The sequence below is a fragment of the Mesorhizobium sp. M0633 genome, from assembly GCF_040320645.1.
GTDB lineage: Bacteria > Pseudomonadota > Alphaproteobacteria > Rhizobiales > Rhizobiaceae > Mesorhizobium.
Genome location: NZ_JAMYQC010000013.1, coordinates 42066 through 60778 on the forward strand (window position 1 = coordinate 42066; position 18713 = coordinate 60778).

General features: G+C 60.2%; 18 protein-coding genes. 8 read left to right on the top strand and 10 right to left on the bottom strand.

Features of this window, described 5'->3' with window-relative positions:
- Window positions 1–266: 266 nt before the first annotated feature.
- Window positions 267–1343, bottom strand: a complete 1077-nt coding sequence (locus NKI47_RS15880) for an FAD-binding oxidoreductase (RefSeq protein WP_352591392.1) — start codon at window positions 1341–1343, stop codon at window positions 267–269.
- 91 nt (window positions 1344–1434) lie between these two features.
- Complete coding sequence (locus NKI47_RS15885) at window positions 1435–2292, bottom strand: LysR family transcriptional regulator (RefSeq protein ID WP_292653663.1); 858 nt, start codon at window positions 2290–2292, stop codon at window positions 1435–1437.
- Between the two features lie 133 nt (window positions 2293–2425).
- On the opposite strand from NKI47_RS15885, the gene NKI47_RS15890 reads away from it, so the two are divergent.
- From NKI47_RS15890 to NKI47_RS15915, 6 genes are all read left to right on the top strand, one after another.
- Window positions 2426–3508, top strand: a complete 1083-nt coding sequence (locus NKI47_RS15890; RefSeq protein ID WP_352591395.1) for an amidohydrolase family protein — start codon at window positions 2426–2428, stop codon at window positions 3506–3508.
- An 11-nt stretch (window positions 3509–3519) separates the two neighbouring features.
- Complete coding sequence (locus NKI47_RS15895) at window positions 3520–3873, top strand: Rieske (2Fe-2S) protein (RefSeq protein WP_352591398.1); 354 nt, start codon at window positions 3520–3522, stop codon at window positions 3871–3873.
- Window positions 3874–3985: 112 nt separating this feature from the next.
- A complete protein-coding gene (locus tag NKI47_RS15900; protein WP_352591402.1) occupies window positions 3986–5593 on the top strand; it encodes an ABC transporter substrate-binding protein in 1608 nt (535 codons plus the stop codon).
- 100 nt (window positions 5594–5693) lie between these two features.
- Window positions 5694–6740 (top strand): ABC transporter permease, encoded by a 1047-nt coding sequence (locus NKI47_RS15905; protein WP_352591405.1) that lies wholly within the window; start codon window positions 5694–5696, stop codon window positions 6738–6740.
- Window positions 6737–7621, top strand: coding sequence for an ABC transporter permease (locus NKI47_RS15910; protein ID WP_352591408.1), 885 nt, complete (start codon window positions 6737–6739; stop codon window positions 7619–7621). Before NKI47_RS15905 ends, NKI47_RS15910 begins: the two co-directional genes overlap by 4 nt.
- Window positions 7611–9239 (top strand): ABC transporter ATP-binding protein, encoded by a 1629-nt coding sequence (locus NKI47_RS15915; protein WP_352591411.1) that lies wholly within the window; start codon window positions 7611–7613, stop codon window positions 9237–9239. The genes NKI47_RS15910 and NKI47_RS15915 overlap by 11 nt, the downstream gene beginning before the upstream one ends.
- A gap of 209 nt (window positions 9240–9448) precedes the next feature.
- Here the strand turns inward: NKI47_RS15915 and NKI47_RS15920 are convergent, their stop codons facing one another.
- Window positions 9449–10489: an EscU/YscU/HrcU family type III secretion system export apparatus switch protein gene (locus NKI47_RS15920; protein WP_352591414.1), complete on the bottom strand. Its 1041-nt coding sequence runs from the start codon at window positions 10487–10489 to the stop codon at window positions 9449–9451.
- Window positions 10490–10567: 78 nt separating this feature from the next.
- Here NKI47_RS15920 and NKI47_RS15925 point away from each other — a divergent pair, with 78 nt between their 5' ends.
- Window positions 10568–11377 carry a tetratricopeptide repeat protein gene (locus NKI47_RS15925; RefSeq protein ID WP_352591417.1) on the top strand — a complete coding sequence of 270 codons (810 nt, stop codon included), beginning with the start codon at window positions 10568–10570 and terminating at the stop codon, window positions 11375–11377.
- 83 nt (window positions 11378–11460) lie between these two features.
- On the opposite strand, the gene NKI47_RS15930 is transcribed toward NKI47_RS15925, so the two are convergent.
- From NKI47_RS15930 to NKI47_RS15960, 7 genes are all read right to left on the bottom strand, one after another.
- On the bottom strand, window positions 11461–11910 hold the full coding sequence (locus NKI47_RS15930) for a hypothetical protein (RefSeq protein WP_352449145.1): 450 nt from the start codon (window positions 11908–11910) through the stop codon (window positions 11461–11463).
- A 12-nt stretch (window positions 11911–11922) separates the two neighbouring features.
- Window positions 11923–13281, bottom strand: coding sequence for a type II and III secretion system protein family protein (locus tag NKI47_RS15935; RefSeq protein ID WP_352591420.1), 1359 nt, complete (start codon window positions 13279–13281; stop codon window positions 11923–11925).
- A 44-nt stretch (window positions 13282–13325) separates the two neighbouring features.
- Window positions 13326–15494, bottom strand: coding sequence for a type III secretion system export apparatus subunit SctV (sctV, locus tag NKI47_RS15940; protein WP_352591423.1), 2169 nt, complete (start codon window positions 15492–15494; stop codon window positions 13326–13328).
- A complete protein-coding gene (locus tag NKI47_RS15945; RefSeq protein WP_352591426.1) occupies window positions 15491–15877 on the bottom strand; it encodes a tetratricopeptide repeat protein in 387 nt (128 codons plus the stop codon). The genes sctV and NKI47_RS15945 overlap by 4 nt, the downstream gene beginning before the upstream one ends.
- Window positions 15828–16259 carry a hypothetical protein gene (locus NKI47_RS15950; RefSeq protein ID WP_352591429.1) on the bottom strand — a complete coding sequence of 144 codons (432 nt, stop codon included), beginning with the start codon at window positions 16257–16259 and terminating at the stop codon, window positions 15828–15830. The genes NKI47_RS15945 and NKI47_RS15950 overlap by 50 nt, the downstream gene beginning before the upstream one ends.
- A complete protein-coding gene (locus tag NKI47_RS15955) occupies window positions 16256–17260 on the bottom strand; it encodes a SctD/MshK family protein (RefSeq protein WP_352591432.1) in 1005 nt (334 codons plus the stop codon). Before NKI47_RS15955 ends, NKI47_RS15950 begins: the two co-directional genes overlap by 4 nt.
- A 123-nt stretch (window positions 17261–17383) precedes the next feature.
- A complete protein-coding gene (locus NKI47_RS15960; RefSeq protein WP_126092905.1) occupies window positions 17384–17566 on the bottom strand; it encodes a hypothetical protein in 183 nt (60 codons plus the stop codon).
- A 199-nt stretch (window positions 17567–17765) separates the two neighbouring features.
- Between NKI47_RS15960 and NKI47_RS15965 the strand changes: the two genes are divergently transcribed.
- On the top strand, window positions 17766–18641 hold the full coding sequence (locus NKI47_RS15965; protein WP_352591435.1) for a MurR/RpiR family transcriptional regulator: 876 nt from the start codon (window positions 17766–17768) through the stop codon (window positions 18639–18641).
- Window positions 18642–18713 lie beyond the last annotated feature (72 nt).

The window sequence follows — 18713 nt, forward strand, 5'->3', positions numbered from 1 at the left end:
AGAATCGCGAACTTGCTTCTGGTTCCACACGACTTGCAATAGTTTCTCCCGAACAAATCGACAGAACGACCTCTTACCCTAGGGGCGGGGTTGCATACTGTCCTCGTCTGTTTGAATGAGGTAAACTGCAATTAATTTAAGGGGTTCAGCGGCGGTGAACTCTCCCGTGCAGCCGGACAACAGGCTCCGAAACGCTAATCACATTGCGGTCGCAACACTATGGCTTGGCTATGGAACGCAAAAGCTGACCCGGATGCGGATGGCAATTACAGGTCAAGCAAAACGTCGCCTTGCGGGCGGCTGCAGCACGCCAGGACGTAGCCTGCCGATTTGGCTTCCGATGTCAGCCCGCCTAAGTCATCCATGACGACTTCGCCAGACAGCTTGGCGATCCGACAGGTCCCGCAAACTCCCTGCTGGCAAGCGGTCGGGACGTAGACGCCACATTGGCGCGCCGCTTCGAGCAAGGTCTCTCCGGGCGCGCAGTCATGCGCAACGCCAGACCTGACGAAGCGGACCGAAGACGAAACCTTTGAAGCCGGTACCGAACGCGAACTGTTGCCGCCTCCGAAGCTCTCCTCATGATACTGTGAACGGGCGAGGCCGATTGCCTCCAGGCAGCCGCGTGCCGTCTTCATGTAGGATTCCGGCCCACAAGCGAAAATGGTGCGGCTATGGAGATCGGGAACCAGGTTCAGGAGCATTTGACTGCCAATGCGTCCAGTTGGACCCCTCCATGCCGCGTCTTCCTGACTGCAAATGCAAGTCACTTTAACATTGGGAAAGCGAGCGGCAAGTGCGTCCAGTTCAAGCCGAAAGATGATGTCTTCCGGCGTTCTCGCACTGTGAATGAAGCGGATATCCTGGTCGGCTGCGCGGTCGGTAAATGCGCGCAGCATCGACATGACGGGAGTTATCCCGCTGCCACCTGAAAGGAAGAGGGACTTTGCATGCGGCAGATCGTCGAGATTGAACGAGCCGAGCGGCCCTTCGATCTCGATCCCGTCGCCCGGCATCAAATTGTCATGCAGCCAATTCGAAACGAGCCCGCCCGGCGTCCGTTTCACGGTGATCTGTAGGTCGAGCGGTCGCGTCGGCGGTGACGAAACGGAGTAGGAGCGCGTCACCGCGGCACCGTTGATCCTAAGGTGCACCAGAACATACTGGCCAGCGCTGAAGCAGAACATCCGATCTGAAGTGGGTGTGAGAACGAATGTTTTCACATCGTGCGTTTCGTCGATCACGCGCCGGCAGAGCACAAGCTGCGATGTGGTCTGTGCCCACTGCCGATGACGCTTTGTTGGGACGAAGCCGGAGGCTGCAAAGGCCGCGTATGCATTCATCAGTCAACTCGGGTTTGAAGTCGAGCCAAGATGCCACTTCAAACCCCGCTGAACAGCCGCGCAATCCTGCCTTTATGATCGGTAATTTCGATTAGACTTCCAGAGACATTACGGCGACCTGGAGAGCTCGGATGCCTTTGCGAATAATTGGTTCATGTTTGCGGCGCGCGAGTATCGCGGTGTGGACTGGCTGGTGCAGCGTCGGCGCTCCCTCGACGAGAAACGATGGGAGCTCGGCCGTGAACCGGCGCGCATCGTCGCTACGCATATAGCAGGTGCCGCCCGTTCGTCGGAGCATGATCTCCGCCAGAGTTTCCGATCCCGTCGAAAGCCGACAGATCGCCAACTCGGCCAGCAGCTCTGCGTGCGTCTTTTCCAGCACGGCGGTGTAGCCCGGGCGAATGTAGGTTTCAGGGTCGACGTCGGACAGCGTTCTGGCAGCCGTCGAAACCATCACATATTCCTCGACCATCAGATGCTCGTAGGCGATCTCAGGCAGGTAACGAGGCGCATAAAGCACGGCGATATCGAGATTTCCCATGCTTAGGTCGCTGACCATCTGGTTCGAATAATCCGACTCGACATGGATCGAGGATTTGGGAAGCGCCTGGCACAGTGTCTCGACCCATCCCGGCAGGACCGAACGGGTCATGCCTACTTGAGCGGCGATGCGCAAGGTGCCCTCGAAACGGTTGAACGCTCGCACGTCGTGGCGAGCTTGCGACCACGTCGACAGCAGGGATCTGGCGTACGCTTCGAACCGCCGCCCTGCGGCTGTCGGCTCAGCACCGGCACGCCCGCGCTGAAAGAGCTCCGACCCGATCGCACTCTCCAGATTCTTGATGCGGGTGCTGATCGTCGACTGGGTCAATCCCAACCGATCGGCGGTGCGATTGAAGTTTCGCGACTCGATAATGTCGAGAAAGGTTTCGATGTGATCTAGCTGCACATGACCTCCGATCGAAAAAGTCGATCATATTGCGCAGGATCATAAGCTTGATCAAACAATACTCAAGGCGGAAGCTGCACACGGTGAAATCGGCCGGCAGATCGACCAGGCTGAAGCTACGGAGCTGAGCAACGTGTTCATAGTCGACTGCGATTGTCACAATTACTGGTCAAGCGCGACCGTATTGGAGCCTTACCTTTCCGGCCTATGGAAGGACATGTTCGTCGAAGGCGAGAAGACAGGTCCCGTTGGCGCCTTCCCGCATGGCCATCGTCCCTGGTTTCATCCGCAGGACTTCTCCCGCAAGGACGTCCGTCCGAAAACAGAAGCCGACAACTATCTCATCATGAAGGAAAAACACCTCGACAAGTACAAGGTCGATGTGGCGATCCTGACCGGCGACGAGCCGATCGAGGCTTCCACCCTCGCCAATCCCTATTATGCCAGCGCCCTCGTCAGCGCCTACAATGACTATCAGATCGACCACTGGCTGCCGAAGGACGATCGCTTCATGGGCTCGATCATCGTCGCGCCACAGGATCCGAAGCTCGCGGCCGCCGAGATACGCCGTCTGGGCAATCACCCGCGCATGGTTCAGGTTCTCGCTTCGCAAGGCTCCGTCAAGCCCTATGGCGATCCGTTTTACCATCCAATTTATGAGGCTTGCGCCGAGGTGGGGCTGCCCTTTGCCATTCATCTGGGCGGCCATGGCGGCGTGAATTCGACCGCGATTGCTCCGGCCCCGACGACATTCTTCTGGGAGACCCATGCCATCCTGCACATGTCGGCGATTTCACATGTCGCAAGCATGATTGCGCATGGCGTCTTCGAGAAATGGCCGGATCTCTACTTCGTAGTCATCGAGTGCGGCGTCGCCTGGGTGCCGTCGGTATTATGGCGCCTGGACGCCGATTACAAAGCTCTACGCAAAGAGACGCCATGGCTGAAGATGCTGCCGTCCGAATACTGCCGGCGCAACATCCGCTTTTCCACGCAGCCGCTGGAGCAGCCCGCAAATATTCAGCATCTCTGGTCCACTCTCGAGGCGATGGACGGCGAAAATACGCTGATGTTTGCCTCCGATTATCCGCATTGGGATTACGACGACGCCAACACGCTGCAAATCCCTCCCGCCTGGAAGAGCAAGATCATGGGGCTGAATGCGTTGGAGGTCTACAAACGCATCCCCCGCGCGCAAGCGGCGAATGCCGCCTGAGGAAGCAGACGATGCCTGAGAAGACATATATTTGCCGTGTCGACGAGATCGAAACCGGATCTCCCTTCATCACCAAGATCCGCAGCCTTTCGGTCGGGGTTTTCCGCATCGGAGATTCATTCCACGCGCTGCTGAATGTTTGTCCGCACCGCGGCGCTCCGCTTTGCGAGGGGCCGCAATGCGGAACAACTGCACCGGTCGAAGGGGCGCAATTCATCTATCACCGCGAAAACGAGATCGTGCGCTGCGCCTGGCATGGCTGGGAATTCGACATCAAATCAGGCGCGGCCCTGGTCGATCCGTCCGTTCGCGCGCGCACATTTCCAGTCACCGTCGAGGCGGGCAGCATCTATGTGACAGCCTGATCGAGGTGCGGATTTGAGCGGTCAGAAGAAAGGGTGATCGCGGCTGACGAGCAGATTTCTTCACAGGTGCTTGACGAACAATAACGCGGAAAATCCGCAATGGGAGAGTCAAATGTCAGAATCTGAATACAAGCTTGGTATCGCTCAAAGCCAGATTGGCCGCGGCAAGATTTCCCGTCGCGACTTCATTCATCTTGGGCTGGCCGCTGGGCTGACGCTTACCGCTGCGGACAAGCTCTTCGTCAGCACGGCCCGGGCCGAACCGCTGCAGGGCGGCTTCGCCAAGCTCGGCATGGCACATGGGGCAACAACGGATTCGATCGATCCGGCCGGCTACCCGGACACATTCACACAAACCGTGTTCTCGGGCTCGATGTCCAACAGCCTCACCGAGGTCGACGCCAAAGGCAACGTCCAGCCGGACCTTGCCGAGAGCTTTGAATCGTCGGATGGCGCCAAAACCTGGGTCTTCAAGCTGCGCAAGGGCGCAACCTTCCACAACGGCAAGAATGTGACGGCGGACGACGTCGTGACTTCGCTGCGCTACCATATGGGCGACGAAACCAAATCGGCGGCGAAGCCGCTGCTTGAACCGGTCGCCAGCATCAAGGCGGACGGCCCGGAGACGGTTGTCTTCACGTTGAAGAGCGGCAATGCCGACTTCCCCTACATCATGAGTGACTACCATCTGGTCATCATGCCGGCCAAGGACGGCAAGGCGGATTGGGGATCGGGCGTTCGCACCGGTGCTTTCGTGCTTGAGAACTTCCAGCCCGGAGTTTCGGCCAAGCTCAAGCGCAATCCGAACTACTTCAAAAATGGCAAACCCTATCTCGACGAGGTGGAGTTCATCGCCATCACCGATCTCGCCGCTCGCATGGCCGCGTTATCGACAGGGGAGGTGGACTATATTGGCCGCGCCGACCTCAAGACCCTCGGCATGTTGAAACGCAATCCCAAGGTGGAGATCGTCGAGGTCACCGGCTATGGCCACTATACCTTGCCGATGAATGTCACGATGGCGCCGTTCGACAATCCGGACGTCCGAATGGCTTTGAAATGGGCGATCAATCGTCAGGAGATCGTCGACAAGATCTTTCTCGGCCACGCCACCGTGGCCAACGACAACCCGATCGCGCCGGCAATCAAATTCGCCACGAATCCGCAGCCGCAACACAGTTTCGATCCGGAGAAAGCCAAGCATTATCTGAAAAAGGCCGGAATGGAAAAACTGAAGGTGGATCTCTCGGTCGCCGATGCCGCTTTTGCAGGCGCTGTGGACGCGGCTGCGCTCATCCGCGAAACGGCAGCCCAGTGCGGCATCGACGTAAACGTCGTGCGTGAGGCCGAGGACGCCTATTGGGATAATGTCTGGCTCAAGAAACCTTGGTGCGCTTCCTATTGGAGCGGTCGCGCGACCGCCGACTGGATGTTCACGCAAGCCTTCGCCGCAGACTCCAGCTGGAACGAGTCGTTCTGGAAAAATCCCCGCTTCAACGAGTTGCTTGCCCAGGCGCGCGCCGAGACCGACGAGGCCAAGCGGGCGGCAATGTATGCCGAGATGCAGCAACTGACCCATGATGATGGCGGCAGCATCGTACTGGTCTTCAACAATTTCGTCAGCGCCAAATCCAATAAGCTCGCACATGGCGAAGTGGCGCCGAACTGGGAGAACGATGGACTGAAGATGGCCGAACGCTGGTGGATCGCCACTGCGTGAGAGTGCGGGCCGGACCCGCGATGGTTGCGAGGGTCCGGTTGGCCCCGGTGTGCCCTGCCGGATGTGGCAGGGCAGCGGCCGCAACGGGAAACGCGTGCAAATGAACCCCGTCGCAAGAACGGTTCTGCAGCGCCTTGGCCTCGGCCTCGTCACGCTGTTCATCGTGTCCATCATCATCTTTTCTGCGATTGCAATGCTTCCGGGCGACTTCGCCAAGGCGATGCTCGGGCAATCCGCCACACCCGAAACGGTCGCCGCCTTCCAGCGAGAAATTGGCATCGACCGTCCGCCTGTCGAGCGCTACTTCGTCTGGGTCGGGCAGATGCTCCACGGGGATTTCGGCTCTTCGTTCGCGAGCCGCACCGGGTATCGGCGCACTGTCGCCGAGATCATCGCGCCGCGCCTCTACAATACGATGTTCCTTGCATCGATGACAGCGCTGATAGCAGTTCCGCTGGCCCTGGGACTTGGCATCCTCGCTGCGCTCTACCGCAATGGCTGGTTCGACCGGCTGGTGAACGCAATGACGCTGACAACCATTTCGTTCCCGGAGTTTTTCGTCGCCTATATGCTCGCCTACCTGGTCATCTCGCGCGACACGTTCATCGGATCCGAGTTTGCACAATCCCTGCCGCACTGGCTCGCAGTGTCACTGAACTGGATGCTCAACGCAGTTCCCAAGTTCCCGACTTTGTCGAATGTGAACGACCAGACGCCATTCTGGGAGCATGTCTGGAGAGTAGCCTTGCCGGCAATCACACTTACGCTCGTCATCGTCGCCCACATGATGCGCATGACACGAGCGGCGATCATCAACATGCTGGCAAGCCCCTATATCGACATGGCGCGTCTGAAGGGAATGTCGCCCATGGCCATCGTACTCAGGCATGCGTTGCCCAACGCCTGGGCTCCGATCGTCACGGTGGTAACGTTTAATCTCGCTTATCTGGTCGTCGGAGTGGTCGTGGTCGAAGTGGTGTTCGTCTATCCCGGCATTGGTCAGCTGATGGTTGATGCGGTCAAATCCAGGGATGTTCCGGTTGTCCAGGCCTGCGCCCTGATTTTCGCGGCGACCTACATCCTGCTCAATCTGACCGCCGACATCATTTCGATCGCCACCAATCCAAGGCTCTTGCATCCACGATGACCAGCTACGAACCCATCGCTCAGGTTCACAGGCTGAGGCGCTCGCGCGCCACCCGGGCCAAAACGGCGCTGAAGAAGGCACCCTTCAGTGCCTGGTTCGGCATCCTCGTCATCATCGGCTATGTCATCGTTGCGGTGTTCGCGCACTGGATCGCCCCATACGGCGAAACGCAGGTCTTCAGCGAAGCCTTCGCACCGTGGAGCGAGCAGTTCAAACTGGGAACCGACCAGCTCGGCCGCGATATGCTCACACGCTTGATTTACGGTGCGCGCAACACCATCGGTATCGCCGTCGCGACCACACTGCTGTCCTTCGCAGTCGGCGTCTCGCTAGGTCTTCTAGCCGCATTGTACAGAGGATGGCTCGACCAGATACTGTCGCGTGCGGTTGACGTGTTGATGTCGATCCCAAGCCTGATCTTCGCCCTGGTGCTGCTTTCGATCTTCGGGTCGTCGATCACCAGCCTGATAATCATAATTGCGCTGCTCGATTCTACCCGTGTCTTTCGGCTCGCACGCGCCGTCGGGCTTAACGTGGCAGTGATGGAATATGTCGAAGTGGCGCGATTGCGCGGGGAAGGCCCGAAATGGATCATCGCCAAGGAAATCCTTCCCAACGTGATGCCGCCGCTGGTCGCGGAGTTCGGCTTGCGATTTTGCTTCGTATTCCTCACGATCGCGGCACTGTCCTTCTTGGGCGTCGGCATTCAGCCGCCGACCGCCGATTGGGGATCGATGGTGCGCGAGAATGCAACCCTGATCACCTACGGCGATGTCACGCCGCTGCTGCCGGCCGGCGCGATTGCCCTCCTCACGGTATCCGTGAATTTCGTCGTGGACTGGTTCCTGCACGCAACAAGCGGGTTGCGGGATGAAAGGTAGCGGTCCGGCCTCGCGCGAAAAAGGCAAGGATCTACTGCAGATCCGCAATCTCCATGTGGAGGGCTTCTCGGACGAGCGATGGCATCCCATTGTCCGCGGGGTCGATCTGGCGCTGAAGCGGGGGGAGGTTCTTGGCCTGATCGGCGAGTCAGGCGCCGGCAAATCCACCATTGGCCTCGCCGCGATGGGTTACGCCAAGCCGGGCTGCCGTATTACACAGGGCTCGATCCTGTTCGACGGGATCGATCTTCTGGCACTCAGCGAAACAGGGCGGCGTCGCCTCAGAGGCTCCCGTCTCGCCTATGTCGCGCAAAGCGCCGCGGCCTCTTTCAATCCGGCCCACCGGCTCCTCGACCAGACTGTCGAAACTGTGGTGGCGCATGGGATTGCCAGCCGAGAGAAAGCGAACCGGAGTGCCGTCGATCTTTATCGGCGTCTTCAGCTTCCAGACCCGGAGACCATCGGCTTTCGCTATCCTCATCAGGTTTCCGGCGGACAGTTGCAACGGGCAATGACCGCGATGGCGATGGCCTGTCGTCCGGACCTCATCGTCTTCGACGAGCCAACGACGGCGCTCGATGTGACGACGCAGGTCGAAGTTCTCGCCTCCATTCGCAATGTCGTGGAGGAATTCAACACGGCTGCAATCTATGTGACGCATGATCTGGCGGTGGTGGCGCAAATGGCGGACCGCATCATGGTTTTGCGCGATGGACTTACCGTGGAGGAGGCTGAAACACGCCAGATGCTCGCCTCGCCCAGCCAGGAATATACCAAAACGCTCTGGGCCGTGCGCAAGCTCGCCAAGCCCGAAGTTCCGGCCGATGAATATCTGCTTACGATAGACAACGTCACCGCGGCTTACGCGCGGAGGGTCAAGGTGCTCCAGGATGTCTCCATCAAAGTTCCACGTGGACGAACAGTGGCTGTGGTCGGCGAATCCGGTTCCGGGAAATCGACGCTCGCTCGCGTCGTTACCGGCCTGTTGCCGCCGCTTTCGGGGTCGATTTCCTTTGCCGGCCAGGCCCTTTCCAAGACCCTGGAGACCCGCCCAAAAGAGATTCTGCGTCGCATACAGATGATTTATCAAATGCCCGACAACGCGCTAAATCCGCGCCAGACGGTCGAAGAAGTCATAGCTCGGCCGCTTGAATTCTATCTTGGCCTCAAGGGAGCGCAGCGGGATCGGCGGATCGGCGAACTCATGCACATGGTCGAGATGAGCGAAACTTACTTGGATCGTCTGCCGGCCGAACTGTCGGGGGGCCAGAAGCAGCGCGTTTGCATCGCCCGGGCGTTGGCCGCCGATCCGGAACTCATCATCTGCGACGAAATCACATCCGCCCTCGACCAGATTGTGCAGGAGGATATCCTGAAGCTCTTGATGCGGCTTCAGCGCGAGCTCGCCATGAGCTACATTTTCATCACCCATGACATTGCCACCGTGCGAGCGATCGCCGACGAAATTGTGGTCATGCACCAGGGGAAAGTCGTTGAGCAGGGATTGAAGAGCGAAATTCTCACGCCGCCGCATGCCCCCTATACCGAACGGCTTTTATCCTCCGTGCCAGAAATGGATCCGGATTGGCTGACAAGGCTGCTGGCCAGCCGGGGCTGAGGACGCATTGTTATTCAACGCGAATGAACGCAAGCTGCGGATCGAGCGGCATGACAGGTCCACCGAAACGCCCTCATTGAATCGGCCTGCTCGGTCTTCCGCCGGGCCGCCTTGACGCTGACGGATGCGCGACAACGGGACTTCCGCTTCGCTTCCACCAGCCGACAGGGCTAGACTGGCATAGAACGACAATCGCAGGGTTTTCGGCTTCAAGTGAGCCCGTGCCGGACGAGGTGGCGAACGACCGGGGAAAACATCTGCTGGCCGATATAAGACCCGATGTTCGCATTTTCGAAGATCGCTTGGGCGGTAACGGCATCCTCGACTATGGGGATACCTGCCTCGCGCGCCTGAGCCATCATATCTTCGGCCGCACGGCCCTGACCCTTGCCGACAATTGTCGGCACAGGCGTTTCGCCCTTGACGTAGCGCAACGCCACGGCGCGGTCGCCTGACACCAAGACGATGACCGCGTTTTCCACACCTAGCTTCGCAGGCTGCATCACTGCTTCGCGCCGCTGTCGCTGCTGTTCACGGCGGATCAATGGATCGCCTTCGAGATCCTTGTGTTCGCGCTTGTATTCGGTTGTTGTCATGCGCATGTCCCGTAGGAACAGCCAGCGCTGAATAGGAACATCGATCAAGCCGATGACGATAAAGGCCAGGGCGGCGGCAGTCCCGAGAGGTGTCATCACCGCCTTGATGATCGGCTCCAGGCATGTCTGACCACAGCCTGGCGCATCGAAGAGAGGCTGTAGCCAGGCGATCAGGATGAATACGAAAAGGCTTGCCAGGAACACCACCTTGACGAGGCCCTTGGCGAACTCGATGACATTGCGGAGCGACAGGATCTTCTGAAGGCCCTTCGCCGGGTTTATGTGATCGAACTGCGGCTTGAGCGGCTCGAACGAGAAGACCGGCCCGAACGTGGCCAGCATGCCGAAGGCTACGGTGAGAACCACAACGATGCCGACTAGCGGCAATGTGGCAAGCATCAGCAATGAGAACGAGTGGTGGATGGCACGTAGGCTGACCTCCTCGAAAGAGCCGCCGGGCACCGTCACAGTCTGCACGAGTTCCGAAAGATATTTGAAGAGCAGCGGCCAGCAAAAATAGAGATAGCCAAGCGCTGCGAAAAGAGTGAAGCCGGATACCAGGTCGCGGCTTTGCGAAACCTGGCCCTTGCGGCGGGCGTCACGAAGCTTCTTGTCGGACGCCGGTAATTTCTTTTCCTCAGCTTCTTCGGCCATGTTGCAATCTTACCGCACTATCGTGGTTCCAGTCGGCCGATGCCCTGTGTAAGGTGGGACAGGCTTGAATACGGAGAGGTGGATTTGCGGTTGCGTGTCGTATTCATGCCAGTCGTCGTCGCGCTGGCGCTGAGCGGTTGCCAGACGACCCAAACCGGCTCCGTGCAGGCCAAGGCGCAGGGCCCATCGTCTCAATCCGAGCGCCTGATCAAGCTTGCCGACGATATTGATGCGCGCGGAGAAAGTGATACCGCCATCGCGCTCTACCAGCGCGCCGCAGCAATGCCAGGCGCCAAGGCGAGCGCGTTCGTCAAGACAGGCGACGCTTACATGCGGGCAGGCTATCCTGCCGATGCCGCCAAAGCTTATCGGGCCGCGCTCGCCAAAGCTCCCAATGACGGGGGAGCAATGCTTGGGCTTGGCTCGGCGATGATGGAGGTAGGCGATATCGATGCAGGCATGCGCGCGCTTGCGCAGGCAGCGCCGCTGGTCAACACCAGCGGCGCCTACAACCGATTGGGCGTTGCGCAGACTTTCGCCGGGCAGACAGGGCAGGCGCAGGAGACTTTCGCCCAGGCGTTGAGACTTGCGCCGGGCGATCTTGACGTCGAGACCAACATGGCATTGGCGGCAGCCCTCGAAGACAATTCCGCTGCGGCGCTGCCGCTGGTGCAGAAAATTGCCGCCGCTCCCAATGCGCAATTGCACCACAAGCGCAACATTGTGGTGGTGTACGGGCTTCTTGGCCAGGCCGACCAGGTCAAGGCCTCGCCGCCAATCGGGCTGACGACCAAGGAGGTGGCCACCCTGCTTGCCCGCGCAAGAACCATTCGGCTGAAGGGCAGCACTCAGGCCAAAGCGAAGGCGCTCGGCTCCATCCTCGGCTAGCGAATCGGGCCGGAGGGCCTGAAGCGATCTTCCGCGAAGCGCGACGCGTAGGGTGACACTACGCGGGCGAATACCGCGCCGGCTCACTCGACTGGGAGCGTTGTTTGCGGCACCGACGGCGCGCTGTTGGCGCCGCCTATCGGAGCCTCCTCGCCATCGAGGTAGCGACGGGCCGCGCGCGCGGTCGGTGCCGCCGCCGCCGGGCCCATGCGGCGGCCTTCTACGAGGTCACGCTGGCTTTCGGACATCCGCTGAAGATTGAAGGCATTGGCGCAACCGGGCGGCAGATGGGAGCCGACGCCGGAGACGATCGTCAGATTCGTCTTGGCAGCAGAGTTGTCGTCGTCGGCTGGCTCGGCCAGACAGGCATCGGGAGCAAGAACTGAGCCGCCGACACCTTTCTCGGAGCCGCCTGCATCCGTCGAAACATAGTTGTAGCCAGGCGAATAATCCTGCCGCTGTTGCGGGCTGCTCGCGCAGCCGGCCAGAACCAGCGCTGGAACAACGCAGAAAAATGCGATGGGGGATGTCATATCCGGTCCTCGTTACTTGATGATCAGACCCGTCGCCGATGCGTCATTGGCGTGCTTGCGGCTGCGGTGCTTGGCTGCCGGACGATCAAGCGGCGTGGCGAGGCTGTCGCGCACCGGTTCCACCAGATAGGGCGTAATCAAAATGACCAGTTCGGTCTCTTCGTGCTGGAAACGCTGTGATTGAAAAAGCGGGCCAAGCACCGGTACATCGCCCAGCACCGGAAACTTTTCCAGATTGCGCGAAGTCCGCTGCTGGAAAAGGCCGGCGATCGCAAATGTCTGACCGCTCGCCACTTCGACCGTGGTGTCGGCCTTGCGCACGACGAAACTCGGCATGGCGAAACCGTTGGCGCTTACGGATCCGGTCTCAGATAGAGAACTGACTTCCGGCTGGACATGGAGCGCGATGCGATTGCGGCCGATCAGCGTCGGGGTGAAGCCGAGGGATACGCCGAAGGGCTTGTATTGGACGGTGACGACGTCGGTTCCTTGCGGGATCGGAACCGGAATTTCGCCACCGGCGAGAAAGCTTGCCGTCTGACCGGTCATGGCCGTCAGGTTCGGTTCGGCCAGTATCTTGACGATGCCGTTGCGTTGCAGGGCCTCGATCAGAATGTCGAAGTTCAGGCCATGCGCCTGGTCCATGTTCAAACCGAAATTCCCGTTGCCCGAGGGCACACCGTTGTCCTGGAACATGTTGAATTCGAAGCCGCCGCTCCTGTAGCCGACGGACCAGTCGACGCCGTAGGACTGCAGTTCCGTGCGCGAGACCTCGGCGAAGCGAACCCGAATGTTGACTTGCTGTGAGCCCTGCACGGTCATGTTGTTCAGCGGCGGCTGTTCCGGTGGCGAGAAGGTCCGGGCGACATTGTCCAGATCCGTTGCCTCATCGACGCCTCGCGCCTCACCTGTTGCAACGATACGGGTCCCGAAAATGTGGAGATTTGTCGCCGAGCTCGGCTGCATTGCTTGCTTGGCCTCGGTAGCAGGCGTGACATCGGGGGTGACGCGGAACTGGGCCGTTGCCTCGATCCGTTCATCGGCCGTGATCGCAATGAGGTTGGTCAGGCCGGGTTTGAGGCCGAACACATAGACCATGCTCGGCGACACGACCTGAAGGTCCGCGATCGTGGTATCGGCAATCAGCACGGATTCGACCGGTTCATTGAACCGCAATAAGCGTCCTTGCCCGACCGGCAAGCCGACCGTTGGTTTGCTCGGCAACGCTGATATGTTCTGTGCCGTCGCATCGGCCAGTGTGAGCAACAACGCCAGCAGGGCGCCAATCGTCGCGATAGCGAGCCGGCCTAAATCTGCCCGCCGGGCGAAAGCGGCTGATCCTGCGCCTGCCGCGGTGTTGTGGATGGTCATGCCATTTCTCTCCTGAATCCCCAATGTCGTCCGTCCGGCTGGCGTCAGGAGGGCGCCTCCTGCGCGGCATTCGCCTGAGCCGACGGGAGCGAATGGGAGACGACGCGCGCGCCGGCTTTGCCGGAGCGGCCGGCGATCGTGGCCAGCGGCTGGACGTTGAATTCGTGTGCGAGTTCCTGGAAGGACAGGACCGGAAGCTCGATGGCATTGTGTGCCAGCAGGCTGCGCATGTGACGGCGCACATCCATCGCGGCGAGGACGACCGGTGAAACATCGGTGGCGTTCTGCGACCGGGCTCGCTCGATTTCGGTGACCAAAGCCTGCGCATCATCGTCCGACAGATTCAGGAAGGTGCCGGTCGATGTGCTTTGCACCGCGTTTCGCAGGATGTCTTCGGCCGACCGCTGCAACACATAGGCCGCGATGATGTTGTTGCGGCCGGCGAAGCGGAAGCTGATCTGGCGCTTCAAGGATGTGCGGACATGTTCCGTCAGCAAGAGGACGTCCTGTTCGCGTTGGCCCCATTCGATGAGTGCCTCGAGGATAAGGCGCAGATTGCGGATCGGGACGTTTTCCCCGACGAGCCGGCGGAGCACTTCCGCGATCTTCTGGAGCGTCACGGTCTCCTGCGCCTCCCTGACCAGATCCGCATAATCCGGTTCCATGTCCGAGAGCAGCCTGCGTGTCTCCTGAATCCCGACGAAATGGCCGGCATAAAGACGAAGTGCATGGCCGGTCCATTTGGCCGCTATTTGCACCGGCGTTGAGAAGACGAACCCGGCTCCCTTCAGTGCTGACAGGTAGCTGTCATCGGCCCATACGAATTTACGCAGACCGGCAATCGGAGAACCTTTTTCGTAAGGTATTTGGAGCAGATCGAGATGCGTCGTGTCCGCTTCGACAAGAACACGGTTGGCAGGAATTTCAGCATCCAGGATGGGCGCACCTTCCAGATCGACGCGGACGCTTCGTTGCGAAAGCATCTCGTCGACCTGCATGCCGATGGCCGGAACGTCGACACCGAGATCACCGAAGAGTTCACGGCGCACGCCGTCGGCGAGCGCGGCAAATTCGGGCTCCGGGACTAAGTGTGCGAGCTCGGTTCCGAAGCGCACGACCACGCGGTAGGATGGAGATAGTGTTGCGGTGGAGATTGCCGAAAGCGACGCGGAATTCCCCCGCTGTGCAGGCGAGGCGGTATGGCCGATGTCTTGAGGCTCGGAATCCTGGGCGGAGCGGCGATTGATTGCATAGGCGCCGGCGCCGCAGCAGCCACCAAGGACCAGGAACATGATGGAGGGGAAGCCTGGCACCATGGCAAGGCCGACCATGATCACGGCTGCGAGTGCGAGCGCGCGGGAGTCGCGGAGCAGTTGGCTGGTTATTTGCTGGCCAAGATCGCCCGTTCCGTCCGCGCTGCCGACGCGCGTCACCATTGTGCCGGCGGCCACAGCGACGAGCAATGCGGGTATCTGCGCCACCAGGCCATCACCCACGGTGAGCAACGTGTAGGTCGCCGCCGCGTCGCCGAGCGACATGTCGTGCTGCAGCGTGCCGACTGCGAAACCACCTATCAAGTTGACCAAAATGATCACAATGCCTGCAATCACGTCTCCCTTGACGAATTTCATGGCGCCGTCCATTGCGCCAAACAGCTGGCTCTCGCGCTCCAGCTGCTGGCGCAGATGGCGTGCCTCCGCCTGGTCGATGTCGCCGTTGCGCAGCTCGGCATCGATGCTCATCTGCTTGCCCGGCAGCGCATCGAGCGTGAAGCGCGCGGCCACCTCGGCGACGCGTTCGGCACCCCGCGCAACAACGATGAACTGCGCAACGGTGATGATCAGGAAGATGACGAGGCCCACGGCAATGCTGCCGCCAACGACGAAGGTGCCGAAGGCGGTAATGATCTCGCCTGCGTCGGCCTGGAGCAGGATCAGTCGCGTGGTCGTGATCGTGATCGCCAGCCGGAACAAAGTGGCGATGAGGATGACCGACGGCAGTGACGAAAACTGCAGTGGATGAGAGACGTAGAATGAGGCCAGCAGAATAAGCACGCTGATGGCGATGTTTGCAGTGATGAGACTGTCGACGAGAAACGTCGGCAATGGAATGAGCATCATTACCACCGCGACGAGCATCAGAATGGCAATGACCAGATCACTGCGGCGTGACAGCCTGGCAAGGAATTGCATCAGCCGTTCCGAGACGGTCATCCGACGCCTCGTTGCGACAGGAAGCTAAGCAAGGCACTGCGCGCCTCCGTCTTGCGCCCGGCCACGAGCAAGGCGCGGCTCTTCAGCAATGTAAGCACCGGGTGATCCATTCCTTCCAAGGTCTCCAGCCTGGCAATCGTGGCAAGCGCCTTTTCCGCCTCGCCATCGAGTATGAGAAGGTGCGCCAACGTTCTGAGGACGCCGGCATTTGCCGGCGAGAGCTGTGCAGCAATAAGCAGGTAGGCCGCGCCCCGCTTTGCCTGCCCGTGGCACCCGTAGAGATAGCCCAGGACATGCAAAAGATGCACGGTGTCACGCGGGTCGGTCAGAGTTCTATCCTTCCTGCATGCGACCAAGCAGATCGCGATGACGCTCGATTTCATCTTCCATCAGCGTTTTGGCGAGCGTCTTGAGTTGCTCCCCACCCTCAAGGGTTGGGACCAGGTGCATTACGAGGTGCTGGAGAATGGGCACGGAGCGCCGCAGGATAGCCGGTTCGGGAATATTGGGCATGACGAAATTGGCGAGTATCTCGTCGAGCGACTCGCCGGCCGCACCTTGAGAAGCCTGGAATTCCGCCGTTTCCGGCCTTTCTGCACCGGCGGCTGATTTCGTCCCCTGAGCACGGTTTGCTGCTTTGTCGACTCCATTCATCCGTCGCCGGCTGATGGCCTGGCCCCGCACACCTTCCGCCTGCCGCCCCTCGCGGCCCGACGTGTCAACCCGTGCCGTGTCGAATCGTGCCGCTTCAAGCCGCCGGTTCACGGATATTTCAGCGCGACCGTGGCGCCGCCCTTGGTCAGGAGAAGTTCGGTTTCGCCGATGTGTTTGACGGCCCAGCCGTCGTCGGTGAACGCACCTTCGTGATAGCGCGTGCCATCGGCTGCGATGACGTAGGGCCGCTCGCCATACCAGATCGCCTGCAGCCTCAGGCGCGGGGCCTGCTGCGCATTGCCAACCATGACGTTTGAGATGAGGGGAAGGTGAGCGCCGAACGACTGATCGAACCAGGATTGCGTTTGTGCCCAGACATCACTCTTGTCATTCGGGATCATACCCGAGACCACGAGGCGTCCCTCTGATTGCAGAACCGTTAATGTGCTTATGCCGAATTGCTCGAGGCGCAGCTTGAGCTGGCTTTCCGCTTCGGCGGCAGTGTGGATTTGCGCTGGCGATGAATCGTCCAGGATTTTTTCCCCTGCCTGGCCGGCGAAAGCCACTCTGACTGGTTGCCCGTCTTGAGAGGACGCCTTTGCGCCAATCTCTTGCTTGGCGAAAGAAAACCCGTTCGCGGCGATGGAAATTGCGAGAACCGCACAGAGAACGCTGCTCGCGACCAGCAGCGGGCGATTGGCAAAGGACCATCGATTGGGTACGCGTTGCAGGCTGACCAGCTTGATCCGCGCCTCGCCAACACTTATGGTGAGCGGCAGCCTGCAGCGGCTGCCATGTCCCTCATGGATGGTCTCGCCCGTGGCCAACGTGACATCGCCGCCGACGGCTTCGATTTCAACTTGGCTGCCCTTGCGCCGCAGCCTTGCGTGAATCGGTGCGATGCCGGCATCGCGCAGGACAATGTCCGACTCATTGCTGGAGCCGATCGTATATTGTGGCTCGACCAGACTGACTTCGGCGCCGGCGTGAAATCCGTGGGTCACGCTCAGCGCAATGGAATGTCCGGTGTCCGGGGAGGGGGCGATGATCGATCGGAGTTGGCGCGCCGGCGCTGCTGGTTCCAGATGTTTGCTGATAGGACGAGCGGTCATGCCACTTCATCTCCCGCCGATGACCATTTCAAATGCAGCCTGATGACGGCGCTGAAAAAATTGCGCCGTGCAAGGTACGCCGCCGGGTGGTTGCGGCGGCGCATGGTTCGGGAATCCGCCGCCTTAGGCCTTTTCAGCCGACTGGCCGAGCGTCCTGGCGGTGCTCATCAGCATGTCATGCTGGGATTTCGCGATCTCTTTCGTGATCTCCAGGCCAAACATGCGCTCCTGGTGCTTGATCATCTTGTCCAGGTTCTGTTCCGGCGACCCTGCAGAGCCGGAGGTAATGGGAGGGGTAGCAGCCATCATTGTCTCCTTGAGGGACTATTCAAGTTGCAAACTCCGGACTCACATCGCTGCAGTCCGGAGGGTTGCGAAGGCAGCTTAAGGCAGCATGGCCGAAAATGAAAGTCCAGTTGGAATATTTGAGACACTTCGGTTCCAACTGTTGCGTCGCCTGGGTTCAAGGAGTACCTTGGCAGGTGGGTGAATGGGGTATTTCAGAATGGAAAAAGGTCCTTTGGCCGAGCTTTTGGTCGACCGGTTCGAGACTATGCCACCGCAGTTGCGGGTCGCCGCACGTTTCGTGCTGGATCATCCCAAGGATGTCGCACTGATGTCGATGCGCGAGCAGGCGCACCAGGCCGGCGTTTCGCACAGCACGATGATGCGGCTGGCGCGATGGATTGGCCTTGAAGGCTACGAAGATATGCGCAGCCTTTATGCGCGCGCGCTGCGCGAGACCAGCGCGGGCGAGCCGGCGCGACAGGGCATCGGACAGCATGGCGATCCGGGATATTCGACTGCCGGCGTCGTTGCCGACACGCTCGCCGCCCAGATCTCAAGCCTTGGCGAATACCGCAACGCCATGCAGTTCATTGCGGCAGCCGGTCTGCTCGCCCGGTCACGCGATCTGTTCGCTGTCGGCTCGCGCGCCGCCTATCCGGTCGCGAGCCACTTCGTTCACATCATGTCGTTGCTGGCTGGCACCGACTGCAAGGTGACGCTTGTCGGCGAGATGGCCGGACCGGGCCTGGATGCCCTCCAGCACGCGGGACGTGGCGCGGTGCTTCTTGCGGTGGGCATATCGCCCTACGAGCGCACGACGATCGACGTTGCGCGCCAGTCGGCTCGGCAGGGCATCGGCGTGGTGGCGATCACAGACAGCAGCGTGTCGCCGCTGACACAGATCGCGCGGGAAACAATTATCGTTACGTCAAATTCGCAGTCGTTCTTCCGAAGCATGGCGCCGGCGTTCGCCGCCGTCGAGATTCTGGCGGCGCTGGCGGCAGCGCAGTCTGAAACGAACGCCGCAGAACGGGTAAAACAGTCGGAAGAGCAGCTTGCTGCTTTCGGCATTTATTGGAAGCCCCCTCGATAACATCCGAAAGGTTGCGATCGGGCGGGCGTGACGGCAGCCAGGCTGCCGGCAACGTTAATTTCCGGAGGTCGT